We start from the raw sequence: 24,746 nt of genomic DNA on the forward strand, positions 1-24,746 counted from the left end.
ATTTTAAAGATAATGCTAACAGTGGCTTTACTGAGGCAATTCCAGCACTAGAGAAAGTTAAAATATAGAGAAACTATATTTCAAAATCCGATATGTCACAAGAGGCGAATATCGATGATGTGCAGGAGCCAATAAACAGCGCACCACCAGAAGTACGGCGAATTATTGAGCGTGTATGGAAGCTGGAAAAAGGCAGGCTAGATAAGAAGATTAACAGCCATATAAATGATAATATTTTGGACATTATTAAGGAAGAGGTGCGATGAAGCTGACTTCAATCAAGCTCTGTAACTTTCGCTCCTTTTATGGTACGACACCAGAGATGCTCATCGCTGGGGGAGATGCTCAGAATACGACAATTATTCATGGCAATAATGGCTCTGGAAAAACTAGTTTACTGAATGCCTTTACGTGGGTATTGTATGATAAATTTAGTGCGGCCTTTGCATCGATAGAGCAGTTGGTGAATAAAAGAGCGATCGCAGAAACTCAAAAAGGCCAAGCTGTAGAATGTTGGGTAGAGATTGGCTGGGAACATGAAGGTAAACGCTATCGAGTGAAACGCACCTGTCGGGGTTATAAAAACGAAGGTGATTTTGACGCTGGTAAAACTCAATTAACCATGTGGGTTGGTGCGGATGATGGCAAATGGAATATACCAATTCAGCAACCAGACGATATAATTAATCAAATTTTACCCGCTAGTTTACATCAATATTTTTTCTTTGACGGCGAAAGAATTGAAGAAATAGTCCGTTCTGATAAAAAAGCTGAAATTGCTGAAGCTACAAAAATTTTCTTGGGTGTGGAAGTAATCAACCGTTCTATCAGACATTTGGGAGATGCTAAAAAAACTCTAGAAAATGAGTTAAAAGCTATTGGTGATTCTGAAACTAAACAGCTATTACGACAGCAAGAAAAGATAGAACGAGAACGTGAAGGCATTACCAAACGGCAAACTGAAATTAAAGAAGAGTTAGAATATCAACAAACTTTCAAAAAAGAGACAAGTAGTCGTTTACGAGAACTGAGTGCTGCTAAGGAATTGCAAGAAAGATGGCAGGATTTAGAATCACAGAAAGCAGCGAATCAAGAAGAATATAAAAAAACCAAGGAAGCGCTGAAGAAAGTTATCTCCGCACGGGGTTATACGGTTTTACTGTCAGAAACTACATCGCAGTTCCGAGGGATTATCAATGATTTAAAGCAGCGTGGCGAGTTAACCTCAGGAATTTCGCGGGAATTTGTGAATGATTTACTCAATTCTCAACGCTGCATTTGTGGTGCAGAGTTACACGAGGGTAATCATTCTCATACTCATGTGAGTACTTGGTTAAATAAAGCTGGTTCCTCGGCGGTGGAAGAAACTGCAATTCGGATGAGCGCACAAGTAGATGAAATTGATAAGCAAGCGATAGGATTTTGGGAAGAAGTTGATAGAGAACAAACTAGAATTAATCAATTAAGGCAAAGTATATCTCAAATTGAAGGCGATTTAGATAATATTCAAGAACGGTTGCGAAAAGATGCTAATGAAGAAATTAGCAGTTTGCAAAAAAGATTAGATGAAATTGAAAGTAAAATTGATGAATTAAATCGAGAACAGGGTGCAAATCAGCAGCAAATTGCTCAACTTACAACTGAAATTGAAGGTTTAAACAAACAAATCGCCAAACAAAAGCTGAATGAAGATAAGCAAACTTTAGCACAGCGACGAATTAATGCCACTCAAGATGCAATCGAACGATTAACAGAAGTTAGAAATCGTCAAGAACAACAATTTCGTCTGCAATTAGAAAAGCGAGTGCAGGAGATATTCACAGAAATTTCTGTAACTCCCTATATTCCTAAAATTAGCGATAAATATGAACTGACATTAGTAGAAAATACTACAGGGGTGGAAGCACCAGTTGCAGCATCTACCGGGGAGAATCAAATTCTCAGTTTATCTTTTATAGCCAGCATCATTGACAAAGTGCGGGAATGGAGTGAAAAACGAAAAATGATGATGATTCCCGATAGTAGTACTTTCCCAATTGTGATGGATTCGCCGTTTGGAAGTTTGGATGAGAATTCGCGGCGACACATTGCGAAGACAATTCCCCAATTAGCGAATCAGTTGATAGTTTTAGTTACTAAGACTCAATGGCGGGGTGAAGTAGAAGCAGAAATGACAGACAGAATTGGGAGAGAATATGTGCTTACGTATTATTCTTCTAAGCCAGATTGCGAACAAGATTATATTGAGTTGGGTGGGGAAAGATATCCTTTGGTGAAACAAAGTCCGAACGAGTTTGAGTATACGGAAATTATCGCGGTTGAACGAGACGGGTAATTACTCATGCAGAGGCGCGGAGGTTTTTTTAGTTACAGTTGAGAAAAGGAATGAGGTGATGGTGGCGAATCCAGACAGAAATTATATGTCTCCACAGGAATATCTGAAATGGAAATTTAAATTTCACGCAGAGGCGCAGAGAGAAGAGAAGATATGAGTATTAAAACTGAAGCAACTATTGAAGATTTGTACGAATTACCAGACAATTGTAAGGCAGAGATTGTCAATGGAAAATTGGTACTAATGTCTCCAACTGGATTTTTACCAGGACGTGCAGGTGGTGAAATTTATGCAAGTTTACGGGATTATGAACGTCTAACAAAAAGCGGCTATGCTTTACCTGATAATGTCGGTTTTATTGTCAATCTCCCTCATCGTCGTTCTTTAAGTCCTGATGCTGCATTTTATACTAGCAAACCTACAGGTGGGAAGTTTCTTAATGGTGCGCCTGTGTTTGCTGCTGAGGTAAGAAGTGAAAATGATTATGGCGAGACAGCAGAGAAAGATATGGCTAGCAAACGCCGTGATTATTTTGCGGCTGGTACTTTGGTAGTTTGGGATGTGGATGTACTTAAAGAGGAAGTTATCAGAGTATATCGTGCTGGTAATCCTGAAAAACCGCAAGTTTATCGCCGTGATGAGGTAGCTGAAGCTGAACCCGCAGTACCAGGATGGACTATGTTAGTGGATAATTTATTTGTTTAGCGATCGCCCACATACTAGTATAAAATAATGCGCTAATAATTACTATCACTTCCAACTTTCGGTTAAAATAGCAACAATGTAAATATTAAAACAATGGCTGCAAATAGAATCAGGGTTGCTAAAGATAAGGCTGAGTTAGTGAAATCTCTAGTCGCATCAAAAGACACAACTGGGCCTTTTCAGACTTATGTAGAAGTAATGGTGTTTGCCGCAGCATTGGGCGTTAAAAATAAAAAGCGCGTTCCTTTGGGAGAAACTACAAAAAGAGAACCATCTCCAATTCCACAAGAAAATTTTGCTTCATTGGGATATGACCTAATCATTAAATTATTAGGAATCAATGAAACTAAAGATATCAACATACTTTCATCTAGAGAAGAACAAGATGAAGATAAACGTACTCAAATATTTGAAGAGTATGCTAACGCAGGACTGGAAATTTTACAAAATGAGTTACGGGGTTCTGTTGACTACTCAGAGAGAATATTACTCTTCCTTAGTTTAGAAAGAGATGGTTATCCATCTGAGAAGCAAGAATTTGATTTACGTAGCTTTTTATAAAAAGAGGTTAAAATTTTTTTAATATGAAAATGATCTTGTTTTAAACGTCAGTTTCCGCAAACATTGGGAAGTAACGATAAATATTAGAGTAATTTTCAATATCTTTTGAAGATACACCAGGTAAAGTAACTGTTGAAATATCATTAACTGGAAGTTGAGTATCTAGATAACGTAATTCACGATAGGTAAGATTAGGAACTTTAATTAAATATTCTTCTTCTTGAGTCCTGATAAATGGTAGCTGATCAAAATAACAATTATCAACCTTATCCTTTTGTTCTTGGCTATATAGTATACCTCCTACTGTTAACATTTTTGCACCATCAGCATAATGAAAATTTAATAACTGTTGATATGTAATCTTAGCAGGCTTTTGTAATCCACCATTTCGATCAGTAAGTGTTTCCTGAATCTCATTATTAATAATACTTCTTAAAACTTTTGCAGTTCCCCATTGAGCTAAATATTTCTCAAATATAGATGGGGAAACTCTTTCTTCTCCAACTGACTTTTTTAAGGTATCAAGGCGTGTACTTGCTTCTCCAGAAGGATGAGCGTTAACTGAAATAATAATTACACTTCCAGGGCTAACATTTGAACAAACTGTCTTAATATCTGCAAGAACATTTTGATTCAAGTTTCCATCATAATCTAACCATACTATAGTACTTAGATTGTTCCATTCTAGCGTGGGTAAAATTACGTTTGATTCACCAAAATGAATTTGGATACATTTGAATGGACAGTTAAACTCGAAACGTTTACTATTGTTAGTATCTCTCTCAATGCTATGCATGGAATAGAAATTTAGTGCTTTATGAAAGAGATAGAAGTCAGAAAAGTACGCCGAACCAAATCCAATGTAACGATACTTTTCGACTGGACAAATTACAGAGAGACGACGAAATGTTTCACACAGCATTTTTCTCTCTATACTCTTCGCTGGTCGAATAGCGTAATTAATATCTTTGTAGCTTCCGCTCACTCTTCATCACACTCCATTTTAATAAAGTAATCAAATGTTTTTTCTCCCACTTCCCTAAGCGTTTTTGCCTCCAGTAATTTTTGAACTTTAATAACTTCTGATTCAGGCTTAGAATATTGAATATTTTTCATTGCCTCTTGTTCAGTAGGTAATAATTCTAGTTCAGGAGGCGATATACTAAATGGACTTTCATGTGTAATAGAACTTAGCAAACAAAAATCAGCTTCTTCAATAATTTTCTCTAAAGGTGTTTTATCTTCATCTTCTAGCTTCCTTTTATCTTTGGAATTTTCCCTTAATACATGAATTACTGGTTTCATAATATTAATCATTTCCAAGCGTACTGACCTATAGAGCGGTAAGTCTGAATCAACATCACTTTTAGTAGTATTCCAAGGAAGAAGATTAGGTTGAGTAGAATTAAAAAATGCAAACCCTCTAAACCTGGCATAGTCATTATGGTAGTTTGGATTTCCCGCTTCTCTACCCCAACCAGTTGTACGAGATTGGTCTGCCTTAAGAATTAGTCTTTCATTACAGAAAATATGCCAACCTGCTTTACTTGGTTCAGGTTCAGCAAGACCGGCATATATTTTAACAGCAACAATCTCCTCTTCTTCTTTGATTTCTCTATTACTATATGCTGGAGTAATTTTATCTGAAACTAAGAGATGGAGAGGAGAAGATTTTAGGGAAATTCCATTTAAATATATTTTTAATCCTTGCTCTATACTCATTTGGTGATCTGCTGTAAGTTCATTACTCAAGCGTGTTTGATAATTGGCTAATGCAAATTCTTCAGCTATACCTGGATAAAGGTCTCTGACTTCTATTACTGTTCCCAAATGATGTTCTGTAGTGGGAGTAAAATTTTCTTGAAGTTCGTTGAAATGGAAGTCCCAATCATCTTTATTATGAGCCCATTCTTCAACATTCTGTTTGACAATAAATCGAGAGCTTTCAGCGATAGACTCTATGCTAAAAGTTTTTCCTATTTTAAAAAGCGCTCTTTTCATCCCTACACCAAATCGCCCAATAGAATATTCAGTACTAGGCGTGCCATCTGCCCTGCCAAAACGAAATGCATACTTTCTTGCAACTTCTACTGGAATACCACCACAGTTATCACTAATTTTAAAATGTTGTTCAGATGCTTCAATATAAACTTCTAAGCCATTATAGTTATTATCTTTTCTTAGTCTCTTAGCTCCATCAATGCAATTATCTACAAGATCCGAGATTGCACGAGTTAAATCTAAATCTTTTACTAGCATATAGATAAAAAACTCTTTTGTAGGAGATGCTACTATTCGTCGCTCTATATCAGTCTGATCAGACATATATTTCCTTTATTTAAATAGTAATTTAACCTGTTAGGAATGCTAATTTTCTTGCTGTTTGAGGAGGATAAACTGTTAACTAGATACTATTGATTTCTTCGAGGAAACAGTTTTTAATAAACTCAAATTTTTTAGAATTTAATTATTTATTTCACATAAAATATAACAATAAAATAAATCAACCATAACATATATCCTTATTATTGTCGATTGGTAATATTTATATTGTAAATATTACCAATCGAATTCCAAATTAATGTTATTTAAACTATTGTTACAAAAGTAATTAAGTACAAAGGAAGCAATGAAAAAGTTTTGTCCGAGTTGACTTAAGGATTCAAGATTAGTAATTACAGGATAGGTGGAAGTCCTACCGCTTTTGGTTCAACAAACTTGCCATCAAAACCTATAGTTTTATCTTCCACAGTCCTAGCATCCGCCAAAGACTTACGAAGTTCAGCACGTTCCATCTGTTCCTGAATTCCACCCAGAATATAAACCAATAACTTCGCCGCCAAATCTCGTCCAGCAACCTGCACTCGCTTTTTATTTGGGTCATACAAAACCCCATACCAGAGAGATTGGGGATATTCCACACCACTAAAACCACCTTGCTGGTCAAACTTCCGCAGTTTCTTAAAAATATCTGCGAGGGAAAAACCTTTTTTAAAAACCAAAATTCCCAAAGCTTGCGCTAATGCAACTTGAGCAACTGGACGGAAAAGCATATTTCCTTCACCTCCATCTTTCTCAAAGCTGAAGCGCCGTAAAGCTGGGGTATCCTCGTGTTCTAAAATTTTATAACTAGAAAGACTAGCCAAAGAATCAAATAGCTTTTTAAATTCCTCAATTCCCTGCTCAAGTTCTTCATCCTCTGGACGCATGGGAATTAGACCTTTCTCCAAGGGTTTCCAGTGAGGGAACTTTTGACCCAAATATCGCTCAGACATATCTTGGAGAGCTTGCAAAGTCGTCAAAACCGTAGAATTTGAAGCTACTGTTGCACTATTCCAATTAACACGGGGATTGCGCTCTTGTCGTTGTTCTAATAGTGGATGTGTAACTGCAATTTTTCTAGCAACGATCGCAAAACCATCATCTTCATTCAACTGTGTTAGCTGACCTTTAGTCAAGGGTGCAGCCATCAGGTTGACATGAACAAAAATCGACCTCACCCTCCGCCTTGCCTCGGTGCGAGTTTCCCCAACCGCTACCGCACAGATGAACTCAATACCAATTTTCTCCTTGGGTAAATTTTGCAAGTAAGCAAGGTCTACTTGGTACTTTTCTATCAAATCATTGACTGTAATAAAACTGTCATCAGCACCTTTATCTTTTTTATAGCGCTGGAGTTTACGAGTTTTAATTAACTCCATCAACCCCTGTACACCCATTAATCGGTGTTGACCATCTAGTGCATAAATAGTTACATCATCCTCAGAAATATTTAGCAGACCTACTTTAGCGTCTTTATCTAAGGGGACGAAATCAGTAGTAGACTTGGTGGCGCGTCCTTCACTATCCCACTCAGCAGCTTTGGGATTATCCACCCACGGTTGATTAATTACTACCAGCACTGGCGGAAATTTATGATTGTGTCGAGCCGCCAAATACTGCACCAGTGGCGCTTGACGTGACCAATCAAGGGGACGCTGCTGAATTTCATCAATACTATCTGCGTCAATTTCGACATTATCAGTTTCAGGATTATACTTTTTCTGAAACAGAGGTAAGCCAGAGGCGAAGTGAACCCGACCTGCAAACCATTCCAGTGTAACAGAGCTAACATAAGCCTCAGTACCACCCATCTCGGTTTTTTGAACAAGAATCTGATCTTTTTTCCCTAAAAACTTCTCTAGGAGTAAAGCTAGTACCTGCTTTTCCTTGTTTTCTCGTTCCAGGTATTCTCTAGCGATGTCAGCAGTTGGGTCGGATGCACTGTCTTTCATGTTAAATTTTAAAAACACAATAAGATTATGTCGTTTAATTATCCAAAAAATTCGATATTAGTAGTAAAGTTTTTAAAAACTTTTCTTCAACCCAGGTCGCTGGGTTTTGCCTGTGTAGCCGCGAATTCTATTCGCCCGGATATTACATTAAACCTGCGGAGGTGGGTTTTGTCTATGTAGACGCGAATTCTATTCGCCCGAATATTACGCCAGTGTTTCCAGAGAGAAGGAGAAATGACTACAGCACAACAACCAGAAAATAAAGCGAAAAATGCGGTCTTGGGGTCTCCCCAAGAGGAGCAATTTTTCAAGACAGGTCAGCAAACACGTACTGTAGCAGAGTTAGTGGACTATATCCAAGCTCTCACCACTGAAATTCAAGAATTGTATTGTTTAGACCAGATACCTTGGGTAGTAGGCTATTCCGGTGGTAAAGATAGTACTGCCACTTTACAGCTTATCTGGAATGCGATCGCAGCACTACCAGTTGAAAAACGAAAAAAGACTATTCATGTTATTACAACTGACACACTGGTAGAAAACCCTGTAGTCTCTGTTTGGGTACGCAAATCCTTAGAAAAAATGAGGGTTACTGCTAAAGAACAGAAAATGCCCATTGAACCCCATTTATTACAACCAGAAATTAAAGAGACATTCTGGGTAAGCTTGATTGGTAAAGGTTATCCAACACCGCGAGGAAAATTCCGCTGGTGTACAGACCGTTTGAAAATTCATCCTTCTAACCACTTTATCCGTGATGTAATTAGAGTAAATGGGGAAGTTATTCTTATTTTAGGTACGCGCAAGGCTGAAAGTATTAAACGCGCTATCTCAATGGAAAAACATCAAGCAGGTAGTCTAAAAGATCGTCTTATTTCTGATTCAAGTTCACCAACATCTCTGCTTTACCATAGTGCAAGCTTACCTAATTCTTTAATTTATAGCCCTATTGAAGATTGGCGTACTGATGAAGTTTGGATTTACTTAAATCAATGGCAAAACCCTTGGGGATATAGCAACAAAGATTTGTTCACTATGTATCGAGGTGCTACAGCAGATAATGAATGTCCACTAGTTGTTGATACTTCGACTGCTAGCTGTGGTGATTCTCGATTTGGCTGTTGGGTTTGCACAATTGTTAGTAAGGATAAATCAATGGAGGCAATGATTCAAAATGATGAAGAAAAAGAATGGATGCAGCCTCTATTGGATATTCGCAATGAATTAGATAATAGAGATGACCGCGATAAAAGAGACTTCCGTCGCATCTGGGGAGAAGTCCAACTTTTTGAACGTCATGTCGATGGTGAAGTATCTATTGAGCCAATTCATGGCCCATATACCAAATATTGGCGGGAACATTGGCTTAGACGATTATTAGAAGCGCAAACAAAAACCCGTCGTACAGCGCCAGAAAATATGCGCGACATCACCCTAATTACTCTAGAAGAAATGAGCGAAATCCGCCGCATTTGGCTAGAAGAAAAACACGAATTTGATGATAGCTTACCCCGGATTTATCAAGAAGTGACTGGTGAAGAATTTCAAGACCCCCGCCCTGGTGCTGACTATAGTTTACTAGGTCGTGATGAATGGATAGTATTAGAAGAAATCTGTGAAGGTGACGCAATGCACTTGGAACTCATGGCGAAATTGTTAGACACAGAACGCCAGTATCGTAAAAAGACTCGTCGTGTGGGAATATATGAAACCCTAGAAAAATGCTTTAATACGAGTTCCCGTTCTCCAGAAGATGCGATTAAAAATGCTCGTTTGAAACGCGAATTAAGCGAAGCAGTTAGTCAAGGTGATGTTGCAAAAGTCAAGCAGATGACTTTGGGCGATGTTCCAGCAATCAATGAAGTAGATGAAGGTGAAACTGATGAACAAGTAACTTGGGCAAGTATGAAATTTAAAAAGGGAAATTCGGAAGAATAGAAGGCTAATCGAAGTTTATAAGATACCGGGCGAATAGAATTCGCGGCTACACAGACGAAACCCACCTTCGTGGGTTGAACAGAAATGAGAGCAAGTTTTAGTTTTACACAATTGTATGTGCATTATGTTTGGGCAACCTGGGATAGATTGCCTATAATTACGCCTGATATTCAGAAGGAAGTTTACGGGGCAATTATTCGGGAATCTGAACAGTTAAAGTATACCGTAATTGCGATCGGTGGTATTGAAGATCATATCCATCTGCTAACGGGTTTTCCACCAACCATCAGTATCTCTGAATTGATTAAACAAATTAAAGGAAGTTCTTCCCATTTCATCACCGACGAAATCAAGCCAGGTGAGTTTTTTAAATGGCAAGGTAGCTATGGAGCTTTTACAGTTAGTCACGATGCTATTGATAATATAGCCAATTACATCAGAAAGCAACCCAATCACCATAGCCAAAAATCAATCATTTCCACCTGGGAACTAACTCCCAAATAACCCAAAAATTATGTACGAATTTAGTCCACGTTCGCGTAGCGTTCCGAAGGAAAGGTGGACTTTGCCTGTGTAACCGCGAATTCCATTCGCCCAGTATCTTAAAAACCTTGCTTAAAAATAAATGATATTTCTTGAACTCGTATTACAAAACTTTGGCCCCTACAGTGGAAAACAGGTAATCAACCTTAACCCAAAAATTGATGAGGAAAACTCACACCCAATTATTCTCTTAGGCGGTATGAATGGCGGCGGAAAAACTACCCTTATGGATGCCATTCGTCTCGCCCTTTATGGCCCCCGCGCCCAATGTTCTACCCGTGGAAATTTAAGTTACAGCGATTTTCTCAACCAATGTGTTAACAACAAAATAGACCCAGTTGCAGATACCCGTATTGAATTACTTTTTGAACATATTGAAAACGATAAACCAATAAAATATCGTGTTGTCCGTAGTTGGACAAAAAATCCTAAAGACGGTAAAGATACATTAGGTATTTTAGGTGACAGTGATACATGGCCTGATGCTTTAGTTAATATCTGGGATGAATATATTGAAAATCTCCTGCCATTAGGTATTTCTAACTTATTTCTCTTTGATGGCGAACAAGTTAAAGAACTTGCAGAACAGGAAACACCACCACCAGTTGTAGTAGACGCAATTCGCGGACTTTTAGGTTTAGAGTTAGCAGATCGTTTAGCAGTTGATTTAGATATCTTAGTTAATCGCAAACTGAAAGAAGTTGGTAATAGTAAAGATTTAGCCAATCTAGAAGAAATTGAAACTAGGTTAACCCAACAACAAGAAGATTATCAGACAACAGGAGAAAAATTAGAAATTTTCAAAAATCAGGTAGAAGAATTAGAAAAAAAGCAGCAAGAAGCCTTTGATAAATTTATTTCTGAAGGCGGGAAGATTGCAGCAGAACGCAATCAATTAGAACTACAACAAAATACAAAAACTGCGGAAATTGAGCAAGTACGTCAGTCGATGTGTGAATTTGCGGCTGATGTTTTACCTCTGGCATTAATTCCAAACTTGCTTAATCAGGTGCAAACACAGGGTGAAAAAGAATTTCGCCATCAACAGGTGCAAATTTCTAAAGATTTGTTAATTGAGCGAGATCAGCGCTTACTGGCTTGGCTAAATCAAGGGGAAATTTCCCCGACACAAGTTGAAAAAATTCAATCTTTTCTAGTTCAAGATGTAGATAATTTATATGCCAAGACTATCCAGATAGAAGAACCTTGGTTATTAGCTGATGATGAAAGTTTAAGTCAGCTAGATAATCTCATATATCACTTACAAAATTCTAAACTTTCTGCAAAAGAGAAATTAGCTATTCTCAAAAATAAAGAAGAAGAAATTCATACTCTAGAAAGACAAGTGCAAACAGCAGCAGCACCAGAAGATTATACAAAGCTGCGTCAAGCAGTAGAAGCGGCACAAAATCAAGTTGTTGAAGCTAAAGCAAATTATGAAACAATCCGCCGTCGTTTAGCTGAATTAGAAACTGTTATTGCCAAGTCAAAAAAGGAATTAAATGATTATACCGTAGAAAATATTAAACATAAAAATAGCGAACATATTATTACCTCAGTAGCGAAAGTTCAAGAAACACTCAAGACTTTTCGGGAAAAATTAACTCTGCGAAAACTCAATAAATTAGAGGAAGAAGTTAAAAATTGCTTCCTTTATCTCCTGCACAAATCAGATTTAGTGCATCGCATTACCATTGATACTAAGACTTTTAGCCTTTTGCTTTACGATTTAAATGGTAAACAAGTCCCGAAACATCGCCTCTCTGCTGGCGAAAAACAACTACTTGCGATCGCCTTCTTATGGGGTTTAGCCAAAGTCTCTGGACACCGCCTCCCAGTAGCAATCGATACGCCGCTAGGTAGACTCGACTCCTCTCACCGCAACAACTTAGTTGAACGTTACTTTCCATCCGCTAGCCATCAAGTTATTCTGCTATCTACGGATACTGAGATTGGCAAAAAAGAAGTGGAAACACTGCGAGAAAATGAAGCGATCGCCCGCGAATACCTCCTCAAATACGACTCCTCTACCCGCCAAACCACTATACAACGAGGCTACTTTTGGTAATTCGTAATTCGTAATTATTTGGCTTTGAGGCGTTTGGTGGAGGCAACTAGAATTTTGCCAATTTCGTTTGCTTCTTGGAGGAGTCCTTGAAATTTGTGTCTATCTACTAGTTCGGATTCAATTAATATTTCTAACCAGTATTGTGTTTCTCTTGCTTCTTTCAAAGCAATTTCTAATTTATTGATAAAATCTTTATTAGATTGGGCAGACTGTGCTTCTCTAACATTTGCACCAATCGAAGTACCAGAACGAAGTAATTGTTTAGAGAGGATTCGATAAACTCCAGGTTTTCATCTAAAAAACAACAAGCTTTAACAATTCTTACTGCAAAACTTCTTGTTCGGTCAGTAATGCTACTATTAGTTACCATATTTCTCTTTTAAATCATAATATCTATACTTCCCACATCTAAAACAAAAACTAGAATCTCAGCCTCAATCAATTACGAATTACGAATTACGAATTACGAATTACGAATTATTATGGAATCTCCAATCGAAAGAATAAAACTTTCCCAAACAGCCAAAGACCAACTTAGCAAACTTAAGCGCAGTACTAAAATTGACCAATGGAATATCCTCTGCCGTTGGGCCTTTTGTCGTTCCCTAGCAGAACCAACTCCACCCTCCCCCGTACCAATTCCCCAAGATAGCAACGTCGAAATGACTTGGCGCGTCTTTGGCGGCGAAATGTCTGATATTCTCCTCCTCGCCCTCAAGCAACGCTGTCACAATGATGGCTATCCCACCGACAAAGAAACCCTCGTCACCCAATTCCGGCTGCATTTACATCGCGGTATCGGTTACTTAGCAGGCGATCAAAATATCAAGAAAATTGAAGATTTAATTCAACTGGCCATTAAAGATTGAAAGGATATTAGTTAACTGTTAACTGTTGACTGTTAACTGATATTATGCCTGAAGCTTTAGAAATCGAGCGCCATCGAGCTGCGATCGCTCGCACTGACATATCCCGCCCCGTGCGATTGGCAATAGAATGGGCAATCCTGCATCAAGACACCACTTTTTTTGACTACGGTTGCGGCTACGGTGGTGATGTGCAGCGAGTAGCCAACTTGGGCTATACCAGCGCAGGCTGGGACCCTTACTACTATCCCGATGTACCACACACCCCCGCAGATGTTGTTAATTTGGGCTACATCCTCAACGTCATCGAAGATGCAGAGGAACGCCGTCAAAGCCTCATCCAAGCTTGGGAACTCACCCAGCAAGTTTTAATTGTCGCGGCTCAAGTGCTAGTTAATGCTCCCAGCAAAACTCAGCTGGCTTACAATGACGGAATTGTAACCCGTCGCAACACTTTTCAGAAATATTACGAACAAGAGGAACTCAAAACTTACATTGATGAAGTCCTAAATGTGGACGCTGTGCCCGTAGCGCTAGGCGTCTACTTTGTTTTTCGAGATGAAGCCCAAAAAGAAAGTTACAAAGCTATCCGCTTCTTTTCTACATCTTCTACACCGCGAGTTCGTATTCCCACTAAGCGGTTTGAAGATTACCAAGAACAATTGCAACCACTCATGGCTTTTTTTACCAAGCGCGGCAGATTGCCTGTAAAAGGGGAATTGGAAAATGAACAAGAACTACTGAAGGAATTTGGTAACTTCCGCCGTGCCTTTGGGGTAGTTTTGCAAGCTACTGATGAAACAGAATGGGATGCGATCGCTTATCGTCGCTCTCTAGATATCCAAGTATATCTCGCCCTCACCCACTTCGATCGCCGCCCTGCATGGCAGAAGCTATCGCCCCAAATGCGTCACGACATCAAAGCCTTTTTTAGTAGCTACGAAGAAGCCTGCCAAGTCGCCGACCAAAAACTTTTCAGCTTAGGCAAAACTGGGGTGATTCAAACTGCTTGTGAAAAAAGCAAAATTGGTAAACGCACACGCGGTGCCCTTTACGTCCATGTTTCGGCGCTGGCAGCACTCGATCCTTTGCTGCGAATTTACGAAGGCTGCGCTAGCCGCACCATTGGGCGTGTAGATGGAGCCACATTGATAAAATATCACATTGATAAACCGCAAATATCCTATCTTTTTTATCCAGAATTTGATACTGACCCCCATCCAGCTTTACAAGCAAGTATAGGTATTGACTTAAAAACCCTAGCTGTTACTCACCGAGAATATAAAACTAGAGCAAATCCGCCGATTTTGCACCGTAAAGAAACATTTGTTACTACCACATACCCGCATTACGAAGAATTTGCTAAACTCACCCAACAACAAGAAGAATTAGGATTGCTCAAAGCCAAAAGCGATATCGGTACTCGTGAAGGTTGGGAAAAATGCCTCGCCGCACACAAAGTAGAAATTAGAGGACATGAGGTTTATTCAATTCAAGAAAGTTAATACAATTTTGGATTGTCAAAGATTTACTGGGAATCGCTTTGAGTACACCGTGTATCACAATCATTATTCAAATTGGTTTAAGGTAAACAACTGAGCTATAAAGGTATCCTGAATTTGGATTTAGGGCGAGTAAATCTTGGTGAGTTGGTGTGTGTGCAGGAAAGTAGACACAACCTTTGCTAAGGATTAATACTCAATTTCTGCTGTTGCGATCGCGCAAATTCTTACAAAGATTAGTTTAGATGATACATTTTTTCATTGCTTTGTTGTACTTTATCCAAACTCCAATTACTATGACTGAGATTTCCTCAAAAGAGGCAAAAAGTTAAAACCATGAGGAAAATTGAATCGTTGCTGCAAGTTTTCGGTAGTCGCAAGATGGCGGCTTTGTTATTTTTAGGCTTTGCATCGGGTTTACCTTTATTGTTAATCGGTAATACCTTGAAGGCTTGGATGACCGTAGAGAAGGTAGATTTAGCCGCTATTGGGTGGTTTAGCCTCGCTGGGTTGCCTTATTCCTTAAAGTTTCTCTGGTCGCCTTTGATAGACAGGTTCAGCTTGCCAGTTTTGGGACGACGACGAGGTTGGTTAATTTTGACACAGGTGGGTTTGGTAATAGCGATCGCCATCATGGGTTTTCAACAACCCAAACAAGCATTGCAGCTTTTAGCCATCAACGCCATAGTCATTGCTTTTATCAGTGCAACTCAAGATATCGCCAGTGATGCCTACCGCACCGATATTTTGGAAAAACTAGAAATGGGGGCTGGTGCAGCAGTTTTTATCTTAGGTTATCGCATTGCCTTGTTAGTCGCAGGTGCTTTAGCCTTGATACTTGCTGATAAAATGCCTTGGTCGTCAGTTTACTTATTGATGGCAGGAGTAATGTTAATTGGTATTTTTGCCACTTTGTTAGCACCAGAACCCAAGGAAATTAGTCCTCCCGCTTCCTTAGCTGATGCTGTCATCTTGCCCTTTGGCGAATTTTTTCAGCGTCAAGGTATCTTCTACGCTATTTTAATTCTTGTGTTCATTACCCTATATAAACTGGGTGATGCTTTGTTGAGCAATATGACCACGCCCTTTTTGCTGCAAACAGGTTTTACCAAAACCGATATTGGAGCAATTCAAGTTGGCATGGGATTAATTGCAACGATTGTCGGTGCCCTAGCAGGTGGTTCAATTCTCAGTGCTATAGGCATCAATCGATCGCTTTGGGTTTTTGGTATTCTACAAGCAGTAAGTAATTTAGCTTACTTTTTCCTAGCATACATCGGTAAAAATTACCAAGCTATGGTACTTGCCATCAACATAGAACAATTTTGTGGTGGATTGGGGACGGCAGCCTTTGTTGCCTTTTTGATGAGTCTTTGTAACCAGCGGTTTTCTGCAACTCAATATGCCTTGCTCTCCAGCTTAATGGCTGTCAGCCGCGATATTCTGTCAGCACCTGGAGGCGCCATCGCCCAAAGCACCGGTTGGCCTACTTTTTTCTTAATCACCATCGCCGCCGCTGTCCCCGGACTACTTTTATTGCCAGTATTTGCCCCTTGGAACCCTCAGCCAGTGGCAGTATCCAGACCAGGACTTGAGGACGAAGAAGAGGATATATGGGGAATCAAGTAGTTATTGCTGTCGGCACATTCATCCTCTTGCTTACTGGTTTATTACTTGGGTATGTTCTCTCACAGTTAGTTCTAGGATTTCTACCGTTTAACCTCCTAACTTTTTTCGGAACACTCAGCCTAATTTTAATTTTTGGTACCCTTTATTACGTCTTATTTTGGCAACTGCGGAGAGAGCAGTCTCGGTCATCACCATCATCACTAAATCGCCCAATACCAAGCCAAGTAGAAGAGGATGTATCTGATAGTTATCTTAAAAACAGGCTAATTGCAAGATTATCTGGTGATACCGCAGCTGCCGAAAAGTTAATTGAACAAGCAAAAGAGACTTATCCTGGAATGCCGGAAAATTGGTATTGCGAGAGAGTGCTTGATGACTTGGATGGCGATCGGTAATGGGGCATGGGGCATGGGGCATGGGGAGATGTAGCTTTAGCTTCCCGCAGGGTGGGAGATGAGGGAGATCAGGAGGCAAGGGGCAGGGGGCAGGGGAGAAAATCTTCCCCCCTGCTCCAATGCCCAATACCCAATGCCCAACCCAATGCCCAATACCCAATACCCAATGCCCAATGCCCAATGCCCTATTCTCTATACAGAGAAATCGCTAAAATACATCAAGAATAGTTTACAAATTTTCAGCTAAGTTCTCATAAAGTTGCTAGCTATCTGCAATTAAAATATGGCCATTTTTCGTCAATACATCGCCCCGCTGCTTGTAGTTTTGGTATTTGTCTTTGCCCTAGTGGCAGTCAGCGCTCGGATATTTTTACCCTCCGATATGGCAGCACCAGCACCAATTGAAGACGTAGGGATAAGTTCTCAACCAACCCCCGCTGATTTACCACCAGCGCATAAGTCAGCTAGCTAAGTTAATAAACGTTAGAAGTGTCTGAGCAATTACTACCTGGCTATTTCATTCGCCGTGGCTCAACTTTAGATCGATCGCTGCTGCTAAAATTCATGCAGCAGACTTACCAAGATCTTTTTCCTAACCAGGATTTTTCCCACCTAGAGCAAACAGTTAAGCAATACTTTTCCAGCGATACCCCTTTGTGGTGGGTCGAAGAGGAGGGGGAGCAAGGGAGCAGGGGAGCAGAGGAGCAAGGGACTAATAACGAATCTCTCTCCTGTGCCCCTTTGCTTACTGAGCGCAGTCGAAGTACGCCCCCCATCCCCTCTGCCTCTTCCCCCATAGCCTGCGTCTGGGTGGGGAATGCCATAGATCAAGTCCAGGGTAACCGTCATGCTCATATCTTTGTCCTCTATGTTGCGCCAGAACATCGGCGGCGAGGTATTGGTACAGCCTTGATGGAATATGTGGAAAATTGGGCGATTCAAAGAGGCGATCGCCAAATTGGCTTACAAGTTTTTCAATCAAACAAACCCGCATTAAATCTTTACGACCGATTAGGTTATCAAACCCAATCCCTATGGATGGTAAAATTCCTGAATGCAGAAAAATAAATTAAAGGATAACGATAAAATACTTTAGCGTCTGAGTGATGGCGGTTCTCGTTTGGATCGAATTCAACGAGGGACAACGGAAAGTGTACAATAACGCAACTGATATATATAAAGCTTTAACTTATTGGCGCAGGGGGTTATGTGTTAATCCCCAAAACGGATTGAAATGAAATTATGTATGACGAAGACGATCTAAGCCTACTTGATGCAGAGGAGGAGCTAGAAAGCCCCCTAGATAAAATAGAGCCGCTAACTGCCTCCTCGGAAGTGCCCAAACCCGATCCAGAAGTAATGTTAGCCCTGCTAAACAGTCCCCAGCCCCAGCAAAGAATGTTAGCGGCGCGTGCTTTTTGCGATCTGGAAGATGCTCGTGCAACTCCCCATCTGATTCGCTTGTTAACTGATACCTGCCCCTTAGTTAGGGTGAGTGCAGCTTATGGCATCGGACGCAATCCCAGTTCCGAAGCTGTGAGTCCGTTAATCACTCAATTAAACCAGGACTGGAATGGCTATGTGCGTAAAGGCGTTGTTTGGGCTTTAGGAAACTGTCGCGATCGCCGTTCTTTAGCACCCCTGGCAGACGCCTTAAGAACTGACATTTCCGCAGTGCGTTTGTGGGCTGCTAGCGCCCTAGCACAAATGGCAGAAGTAAGTTATGAAGCAATTATTGGGGCAATACCACCGTTGATAGGAGCCTTAGTCAACGATCCAGTAGCAGCAGTCAGGAGCAACAGTGCTTGGGCAATTGGTCAACTGTGCCGCGAACTGCCTTCTAACGTAGTTTATGCTACAGCGATCGATGCTCTCATTCAAGCCTTCGCCGAAGACCAAGATTTGGGAGTACGGGAAGACGCCAAAGCCTCACTCTTAGGAGTAGGCGATCCCCGTGGCTTGCAGTTGATTGAAACCCTAGAACAAGAAGGGTGGTTTTGATTTATTTTGGTATGGGGCATTGGGCATTGGGAAGAGGCAGGGGGCAGGGGGGCAAAGGGGCAGGGGGAACAGGGGAGGTAGGGGAGGCAGGGGAAGATTGAAGAAGGCAGCTCTGCCCTCTGCCTTTCTTGATAACTTTTACTCTTAACTCCTAACTCAGCACGGGCTAAACGCCCCGCTTCCGCTAACAGTACTCCCTATGCCTAATACCCGTCATCTCCTACTCATTTTCATTTACAGACTTGACCAAATTTAGTTCATAGGGGCGTTCTGTATCGTCCTCACCCAAATACTCGCCATTTTGAATTTCTAAAATAACTAAGGGAATATGACCGGGATTTTCTACCTTATGCAATGTTGCTGCGGGAACATAAGTTGACTGATTGCGATTGAGTAGGATTTCGTCTTCACCACAAGTGACTTTAGCTACACCGGAGACTACAACCCAGTGTTCGTTGCGATGATAATGGATTTGTGGTTTAATGCCATGTCTGGGCTTGATTTCAACGCGACTAATTCTATAGCTTTGTCCCTCTTCAATCACCTCCACGTTACCCCAATATCGTGTACCTGAATGTGAAGACACTTCATTAATATCTGACTGAGTATTATTTTCATCCAGAGTCATAACTAATCTTTCAACCCATGATTATTAATATTTGTCAATAATCTACCCTAAAGGAAGTAAATCCGGATAGGTATTCCCTATGAAAAAAGGACTATACCCGCCGAATATGGGTATGGGGCGTGGCGCATGGGCATTGAGAGGTGTGGGAGGTGTGGGAGGTGTGGGAGGTGTGGGAGGTGTGAGAGGTGTGGGAGGTGTGGGAGGATGGAAAGAAATCTTTCCCCCTTTACTCCCCACGCTTCCCCATCTCCCCATTTTTAAACTAGCCTCCTGTATACTGAATCCTATAAATCCGATTATTGGCTTCTTCTGTTAATAGAAGACTGCCATCTGGTAAGACAAGTAAACCCACGGGTCGTCCCCAAGTAGTTGGTACAGAGGGATTGAGCAAAAATCCTGTAAGAAAATCTTCGTAGTAGCCTTGTGGTTGCCCTTTTGCATCAAAGGGAACAAACACGACTTTATAGCCAGTACCGCGATCGCGGTTCCAAGAACCACGAAAAGCAGCAAAAGCACCGTTGCGGTATCTTTCGGGAAATGTCTTACCATCATAAAACTGCAAACCCAATGCTGCTGAGTGCGCCTGAAACAGCACATCCGGTGTTTTGGTAAGGGCTGCTAAGTCGGGGCGTTTGCTTTGATCGTTGTTTTTTTGACGTGGATCGAGGTTATTTGGCGTTAGGTAAGTGTAAGGCCAGCCGTAGAATTCTCCTTGTCGGATGCGTGTCAAATAATCTGGCACCAAATCATCACCAATTCCATCCCGTTCATTAACGGTAGTGTAAAGTTCCTTAGTTACAGGATGAAAATCCAGACCAACAGGGTTACGCAAACCAGAAGCAAAGGTCTGCTGTTGGGAACCATCCAAATTCATCACCTGCACCGAAGCCCGTGGTAAAGGTTCTTCATCCACGTTGGTTCCGGAACCAATTGATACATATAATTTATTGCCATCAGGCGAGACAACAACATTGCGTGTCCAATGATTGTTATAACCTTCAGCAGGCAAGTCAGCAATTTTTTGCCCGTTGCCTGTAATTTGCTTTTGACCTTGAGTATAGGGAAAACGCAATACAGCATCCGTGTTCCCCAGAAAGAAGGAATCATCAGCAAAAGCCATGCCAAAAGGTCGATTGAGTCCGTTTTTCCTGGTAGCAAAAGTTTCTCGAACATCGGCTACGCCATCGCTGTTAGTGTCACGTAACAGACGAATACGATTTTGCCCGGTTTCGGTCACCAGTACATCACCACCAGGGGTTAAAGCTAGCCAGCGTGGGGCATTTAGATCTTCGGCAAAGACATTAACTGTAAAGCCTGGTGGTACGCGTAGTACTGGTTCTTGAGGAATGGGGACAACTTCAGGCCGCTTAGATGCACTTTCTGTTGCGAAGGGTGCAGGCAGGTTCTTGAGATTAATTCGGATAGGTTTAGGTGAAAATACTTCTGTGCGGATAATATTTTTCGACTGTGTAGAATTTTGTGCCAGTTCGGCATCAGGTACAGATGTTTGCAGTGGTGGATTATCTGAGGAGGCGCGAGTCTGGTTACACCCTGCTACCAAAATGAGTAAAAAAACTGGCAGCAAGAAACGCGCAGGAGCTTTCATAGCAGTAAACACTATACACAATTTTTATAATTTAGACTCAATAATTAATGATTGTCGTCGGTCTAAAGTCCGATTTTTATTAACGGATTAGGGACGGGGGACTGGGGATTAGAAATACTATTTTTCAACTCCGAATGCCCAATACCCAATACCTAGTCCTCAATTTTTACGCATATAAGCATTTGTTTGTCAAAAAAAACTTTTCAAATTCGGCTGCTGGTAATGGACGACTAAATAGAAAACCTTGCATAGAATTACAGTTGTGTTGGCGCAAAAAAGCTAGTTCTGCTTCAGCTTCTACACCTTCAGCAACTACATTGAGGTTGAGATTGTGAGCCATTTGAATTAGCGCTTTGGTAATGGCTGATTTTTGGAGGTCGTTGGCAACGTTATGGATAAAGTAACGGTCAATTTTTAAAGTATTGATTGGTAAATTTTTCAGATAAATTAAAGAAGAGTAGCCTGTACCAAAATCATCGATCGCTATTTTCACACCCAGAGAACGCAATTTATTCATCGTGGCGATCGCACTACTTATATCTTGCATAATCATACTTTCTGTCAGTTCTAATTCTAGGCAATCTGGTTGCAAATCATTGGTTTCAATAAAATTTATTATTTTCTGAATAAAATCTGGCTGATTAAATTCAATCACTGATAAATTTACAGCAATCTTCAATGAATCAATTCCAGCATCATCCCGCCAGCTTTTAATTTGCTGGCACACTCTTTTTAAAACCCATTTCCCAATAGGAACAATTAAACCTGTAGACTCTGCAATGGGAATAAAATCTGTGGGATAAATTATCCCCAACTCCGGACTTTGCCAGCGTAACAAACTTTCAGCAGCTACTATCTTTCCAGAAGCAATATCCACTATTGGTTGATAATAAATCTCAAACTCTTGAAAATTATATTGCCTGATTGCTCGATGTAAGCTAATTTCTAACAACTGCATTTTCGGAGACAAGTTGTGAGTTGCAGTTTGAGGAGATAAATATCTTTTTAAAGTAGCGTATTTTTCTAACCTATTCATGATGGCACTTAATAACTCAGCCCGAGTGAATGGCTTAGTTATATAGTCATCTGCACCCAGATCCATACCTCGACGGAAGTCAGATTTGGCAGATTTGGCAGTGAGAAAAATGAAAGGAGTTGTTGCCGTAGCGGGGTCTTGGCGTAATGCTGTTAGCACACCATAACCGTCAATTTCAGGCATCATCATATCACACAAAATTAAATCAGGGACTTCCGAAATAGCCAAATCTATCCCGATTCTCCCATTTGCGGCAGCAACAGTTTCAAAATCTTCAGCTTCTAGCAAATCTAATATATTTTCCCTGACTGATTCCTCATCTTCAATTATTAAAATTTTGGGCATAATTGACCTCAAATTATAGTTTATTATTTAATGATATAATTACAGTAAATTTTGTCCCTAAACCCTCTGTACTTCTGACAAATATTTTGCCTCGATGGATATCTATACATTTTTTGACAATTGCCATTCCTAATCCAGTGCCTAGTATATTGCCGACATTATTGGCACGATGGAATGATTCAAACAGGAACGGAAGATCTTTTTCTGGAATGCCAATCCCCCAATCTTGAATTTCAAATACTGCTTGCCCATTTTGGCAACGGAGACTAAACTTGACAATGCTATCATCTGGCGAATATTTAATTGCATTTGATAGTAAGTTATTGAAAATATGTCCCAACAATTTTTCATCCATACAGCAAGGTATAGATTCATGTTGACTGGTGAAAGAAATCAAGCGCTGATTGTTGAGATTCATCTGTATTTCTTCCACTAGCTGTTGGCAGTATTGGACTAAATCAAAAGATGTTGGTCTATACTCTAATTTTCCGGTTCCCGCTTTACCAATAACTAACACGTCATTCAACATTTCAGTCATCCGCTTGACGGCACTTTGAATGCGATGGAAGTGAGTCAGTTGTTTTTCTTGTGTCCATTTGTGGCGATAGTGTTCCAGTAACTCACAAGAAGAAAGAATAGTAGTTAACGGCGTGCGGAATTCATGAGAAGTCATGGAGACAAAGCGAGATTTCAGTTCGCTAAGTTGTTTTTCTTTTTCTAGTGCTACTCTGAGTTCTTGTTCTAATAGCTTACGTTCTGTGATATCTACCCAGTAACCCACTATTTCCATAGGGTTACCAGCTCGATCTCGGACTAGCTTACCTTGGTCGTATATCCAACGATAGATGCCATCTTGGTGTAAAAATCGGTATTCAATTGTGTACTGTCCTTGCTCGAATATCTTCGAGAGTTCAGCAAACACTTGGGTTGTGTCTTCTGGATGAATATGACTAACCCAAAATTGAGAATTTTTGACAAATGTTTGTGCTTCATACCCCGTGATTGTTGTGACATTTTCGCTAATAAATGTCGCGCCAAAGTCCCCATAAGTTTTGCAGGTATAGATAACAGCTGGGCTAAAAGAAAGTAAATATTGCAGCTGTTGTTGGCTCCTAAATTGTGGAATTTCTGAGTGTTTACGCTCTGTAATATCTCGGGCTACACCCCGATACCCACGGAATTGTCCCTCAGCATTGAACACTGGAACTGCGCTGGTTTCGAGAACAACTAAATGACCATCTTGATGAATATTAATATTCTTGAGACATCTAAATGGTTGTTGTGCAGCAGCAATCGGAGTAAAAATATTAATCAGACGTTCAGCTTCTTCAGGTGACATGAAATCAAAGGGTGTTTTACCTAAAATTTCTGTTGGTTCATAACCCAAAATGTCACGTATTTTCGGACTGACATACGTATAGACTGTGTTTTCATCAATTTCCCATATCCAATCGCTGCTGGCTTCAACTAAGTTACGGAATTTTTCTTCACTATGTTTGAGTGCTTCATGAGCAAGTTTGCATTCTTGTAGCGCGGCTTGCTGGGATTGCCACAGTTGTTCCTCTTTTGCCTGTACATGGGAGGTAATATCCACGGAAACTCCAATGAGGCGGCCGGGTTTGCCTGTCGTGTCTTTAAGTAATATAGCGCGTCTTGGTAACCATTTGTACTTAGGCCATTGCCCCTGAAAGAAAATCAGATGTTCTCTTTCAAAAGAACCAATAATAGCGATATGGCTTTGAATATCTTTTGAATAAACACCTTGTGTGCAACCGCTACCTAATTTCTGTTCTAGAGTTCTTCCAGTAGAGTTTAGCCAAGATTGATTAAAAAAATTTCCCAAAGCGTCACTATCTGATATGCAAATCAGCACAGGTACTCTATCAGTCATCATGCAATAGCACTGTTCACTTTCACATAGCACCTCAAAAGCCGTGGTATCATCGTCAATCTCAGTGTATTCGTGAATTTTTTGGTGTTGATTTTGAATAAACGCAGCATTCACTACAGCTGACTCTAACAAACGCCGTCTTTCTTCAGTTTGCTTGTAGTTATCTGTAGTTTTTTCTATTTCTTGTGCCAGGGCTTGACAAATACTCTCATGAGTGATTGCACCGACAACTTGACCTTGGCGATCGACAACTGGCAGTATATCCAACTGCTGCTGGCATAGTAGTGACAGGACACAGGGCATTCCCTGAAATTCTGACACTTTCAGTGTTTTCACTGAGGTATGCATCACCTCAGAAATCTTGGCTGTTTTCAAGTCAGTCAATCATGGGAAAAACCCACAACCAAGCATGAAAGTATGATA

At 40.4% G+C, this 24,746-nt stretch carries 22 protein-coding genes and 1 pseudogene; 15 read left to right on the forward strand and 8 right to left on the reverse strand.

The window, feature by feature from the left end:
- Positions 1-92 precede the first annotated feature (92 nt).
- The 4 genes from ACM0OY_RS27185 (at position 93) to ACM0OY_RS27200 (ending at position 3,601) form a co-directional block, all read left to right on the forward strand.
- On the forward strand, positions 93-266 hold the full coding sequence (locus ACM0OY_RS27185) for a hypothetical protein (RefSeq protein ID WP_167755996.1): 174 nt from the start codon (positions 93-95) through the stop codon (positions 264-266).
- A complete protein-coding gene (locus ACM0OY_RS27190; RefSeq protein ID WP_414571901.1) occupies positions 263-2,335 on the forward strand; it encodes an AAA family ATPase in 2,073 nt (690 codons plus the stop codon). Before ACM0OY_RS27185 ends, ACM0OY_RS27190 begins: the two co-directional genes overlap by 4 nt.
- 153 nt (positions 2,336-2,488) lie before the next feature.
- Positions 2,489-3,040 (forward strand): Uma2 family endonuclease, encoded by a 552-nt coding sequence (locus ACM0OY_RS27195; protein ID WP_414571902.1) that lies wholly within the window; start codon positions 2,489-2,491, stop codon positions 3,038-3,040.
- A gap of 93 nt (positions 3,041-3,133) precedes the next feature.
- Positions 3,134-3,601 carry a DNA phosphorothioation-associated protein 4 gene (locus tag ACM0OY_RS27200; RefSeq protein ID WP_414571903.1) on the forward strand — a complete coding sequence of 156 codons (468 nt, stop codon included), beginning with the start codon at positions 3,134-3,136 and terminating at the stop codon, positions 3,599-3,601.
- Between the two features lie 40 nt (positions 3,602-3,641).
- Here ACM0OY_RS27200 and ACM0OY_RS27205 read toward each other — a convergent pair whose 3' ends face one another.
- The 3 genes from ACM0OY_RS27205 to ACM0OY_RS27215 form a co-directional block, all read right to left on the reverse strand.
- The gene (locus ACM0OY_RS27205) at positions 3,642-4,586 is read right to left on the reverse strand and encodes an O-methyltransferase (RefSeq protein WP_414571904.1); all 945 of its coding nucleotides are present in this window, start codon (positions 4,584-4,586) and stop codon (positions 3,642-3,644) included.
- Complete coding sequence (locus ACM0OY_RS27210; RefSeq protein ID WP_414571905.1) at positions 4,583-5,926, reverse strand: ATP-binding protein; 1,344 nt, start codon at positions 5,924-5,926, stop codon at positions 4,583-4,585. Before ACM0OY_RS27210 ends, ACM0OY_RS27205 begins: the two co-directional genes overlap by 4 nt.
- 350 nt (positions 5,927-6,276) lie before the next feature.
- The gene (locus tag ACM0OY_RS27215; RefSeq protein WP_414571906.1) at positions 6,277-7,875 is read right to left on the reverse strand and encodes a DGQHR domain-containing protein; all 1,599 of its coding nucleotides are present in this window, start codon (positions 7,873-7,875) and stop codon (positions 6,277-6,279) included.
- A 234-nt stretch (positions 7,876-8,109) separates the two neighbouring features.
- Here ACM0OY_RS27215 and dndC point away from each other — a divergent pair, with 234 nt between their 5' ends.
- The 3 genes from dndC (at position 8,110) to dndD (ending at position 12,424) form a co-directional block, all read left to right on the forward strand.
- Entirely contained in the window at positions 8,110-9,813 is a 1,704-nt protein-coding gene (gene dndC / locus ACM0OY_RS27220) for a DNA phosphorothioation system sulfurtransferase DndC (protein WP_414571907.1), read from the forward strand.
- Positions 9,814-9,897: 84 nt separating this feature from the next.
- Positions 9,898-10,317, forward strand: coding sequence for an IS200/IS605 family transposase (tnpA, locus tag ACM0OY_RS27225; protein ID WP_414571908.1), 420 nt, complete (start codon positions 9,898-9,900; stop codon positions 10,315-10,317).
- A gap of 121 nt (positions 10,318-10,438) precedes the next feature.
- Positions 10,439-12,424, forward strand: a complete 1,986-nt coding sequence (gene dndD / locus ACM0OY_RS27230) for a DNA sulfur modification protein DndD (RefSeq protein WP_414571909.1) — start codon at positions 10,439-10,441, stop codon at positions 12,422-12,424.
- 14 nt (positions 12,425-12,438) lie between these two features.
- Here dndD and ACM0OY_RS27235 read toward each other — a convergent pair.
- Positions 12,439-12,794, reverse strand: a pseudogene (locus ACM0OY_RS27235) (four helix bundle protein).
- A gap of 112 nt (positions 12,795-12,906) precedes the next feature.
- Between ACM0OY_RS27235 and dndE the strand changes: the two are divergent.
- From dndE to ACM0OY_RS27270, 7 genes are all read left to right on the forward strand, one after another.
- Positions 12,907-13,293 (forward strand): DNA sulfur modification protein DndE, encoded by a 387-nt coding sequence (gene dndE, locus ACM0OY_RS27240; RefSeq protein WP_414571910.1) that lies wholly within the window; start codon positions 12,907-12,909, stop codon positions 13,291-13,293.
- A 44-nt stretch (positions 13,294-13,337) separates the two neighbouring features.
- Positions 13,338-14,795 (forward strand): DNA phosphorothioation-associated putative methyltransferase, encoded by a 1,458-nt coding sequence (locus ACM0OY_RS27245; RefSeq protein ID WP_414571911.1) that lies wholly within the window; start codon positions 13,338-13,340, stop codon positions 14,793-14,795.
- 333 nt (positions 14,796-15,128) lie between these two features.
- The gene (locus ACM0OY_RS27250; RefSeq protein ID WP_414571912.1) at positions 15,129-16,421 is read left to right on the forward strand and encodes an AmpG family muropeptide MFS transporter; all 1,293 of its coding nucleotides are present in this window, start codon (positions 15,129-15,131) and stop codon (positions 16,419-16,421) included.
- On the forward strand, positions 16,406-16,816 hold the full coding sequence (locus tag ACM0OY_RS27255) for an ABC transporter permease (RefSeq protein WP_414571913.1): 411 nt from the start codon (positions 16,406-16,408) through the stop codon (positions 16,814-16,816). Before ACM0OY_RS27250 ends, ACM0OY_RS27255 begins: the two co-directional genes overlap by 16 nt.
- Before the next feature lie 283 nt (positions 16,817-17,099).
- Entirely contained in the window at positions 17,100-17,288 is a 189-nt protein-coding gene (locus tag ACM0OY_RS27260) for a hypothetical protein (protein WP_414571914.1), read from the forward strand.
- A gap of 17 nt (positions 17,289-17,305) precedes the next feature.
- Positions 17,306-17,884 carry a GNAT family N-acetyltransferase gene (locus ACM0OY_RS27265; protein WP_414571915.1) on the forward strand — a complete coding sequence of 193 codons (579 nt, stop codon included), beginning with the start codon at positions 17,306-17,308 and terminating at the stop codon, positions 17,882-17,884.
- A gap of 174 nt (positions 17,885-18,058) precedes the next feature.
- Complete coding sequence (locus tag ACM0OY_RS27270; protein ID WP_414571916.1) at positions 18,059-18,817, forward strand: HEAT repeat domain-containing protein; 759 nt, start codon at positions 18,059-18,061, stop codon at positions 18,815-18,817.
- A gap of 220 nt (positions 18,818-19,037) precedes the next feature.
- On the opposite strand, the gene ACM0OY_RS27275 is transcribed toward ACM0OY_RS27270, so the two are convergent.
- Positions 19,038-19,445 (reverse strand): phosphomannose isomerase type II C-terminal cupin domain, encoded by a 408-nt coding sequence (locus tag ACM0OY_RS27275; protein WP_414571917.1) that lies wholly within the window; start codon positions 19,443-19,445, stop codon positions 19,038-19,040.
- A 79-nt stretch (positions 19,446-19,524) separates the two neighbouring features.
- Between ACM0OY_RS27275 and ACM0OY_RS27280 the strand changes: the two genes are divergently transcribed.
- Complete coding sequence (locus ACM0OY_RS27280) at positions 19,525-19,761, forward strand: hypothetical protein (RefSeq protein ID WP_414571918.1); 237 nt, start codon at positions 19,525-19,527, stop codon at positions 19,759-19,761.
- Here ACM0OY_RS27280 and ACM0OY_RS27285 read toward each other — a convergent pair.
- The 3 genes from ACM0OY_RS27285 to ACM0OY_RS27295 all read right to left on the reverse strand — a co-directional run bounded on the left by ACM0OY_RS27285 (position 19,708) and on the right by ACM0OY_RS27295 (position 24,698).
- Positions 19,708-21,051 carry a PQQ-dependent sugar dehydrogenase gene (locus tag ACM0OY_RS27285; protein WP_414571919.1) on the reverse strand — a complete coding sequence of 448 codons (1,344 nt, stop codon included), beginning with the start codon at positions 21,049-21,051 and terminating at the stop codon, positions 19,708-19,710. The two genes, ACM0OY_RS27280 and ACM0OY_RS27285, sit on opposite strands and share 54 nt — an antisense overlap.
- Positions 21,052-21,217: 166 nt before the next feature.
- Complete coding sequence (locus ACM0OY_RS27290) at positions 21,218-22,432, reverse strand: EAL domain-containing protein (protein WP_414571920.1); 1,215 nt, start codon at positions 22,430-22,432, stop codon at positions 21,218-21,220.
- Between the two features lie 13 nt (positions 22,433-22,445).
- Positions 22,446-24,698, reverse strand: a complete 2,253-nt coding sequence (locus ACM0OY_RS27295) for a PAS domain S-box protein (RefSeq protein ID WP_414571921.1) — start codon at positions 24,696-24,698, stop codon at positions 22,446-22,448.
- Between the last annotated feature and the right edge of the window lie 48 nt (positions 24,699-24,746).

It is taken from the genome of Nostoc sp. CCY 9925 (genome assembly GCF_963920935.1).
GTDB lineage: Bacteria > Cyanobacteriota > Cyanobacteriia > Cyanobacteriales > Nostocaceae > Nostoc.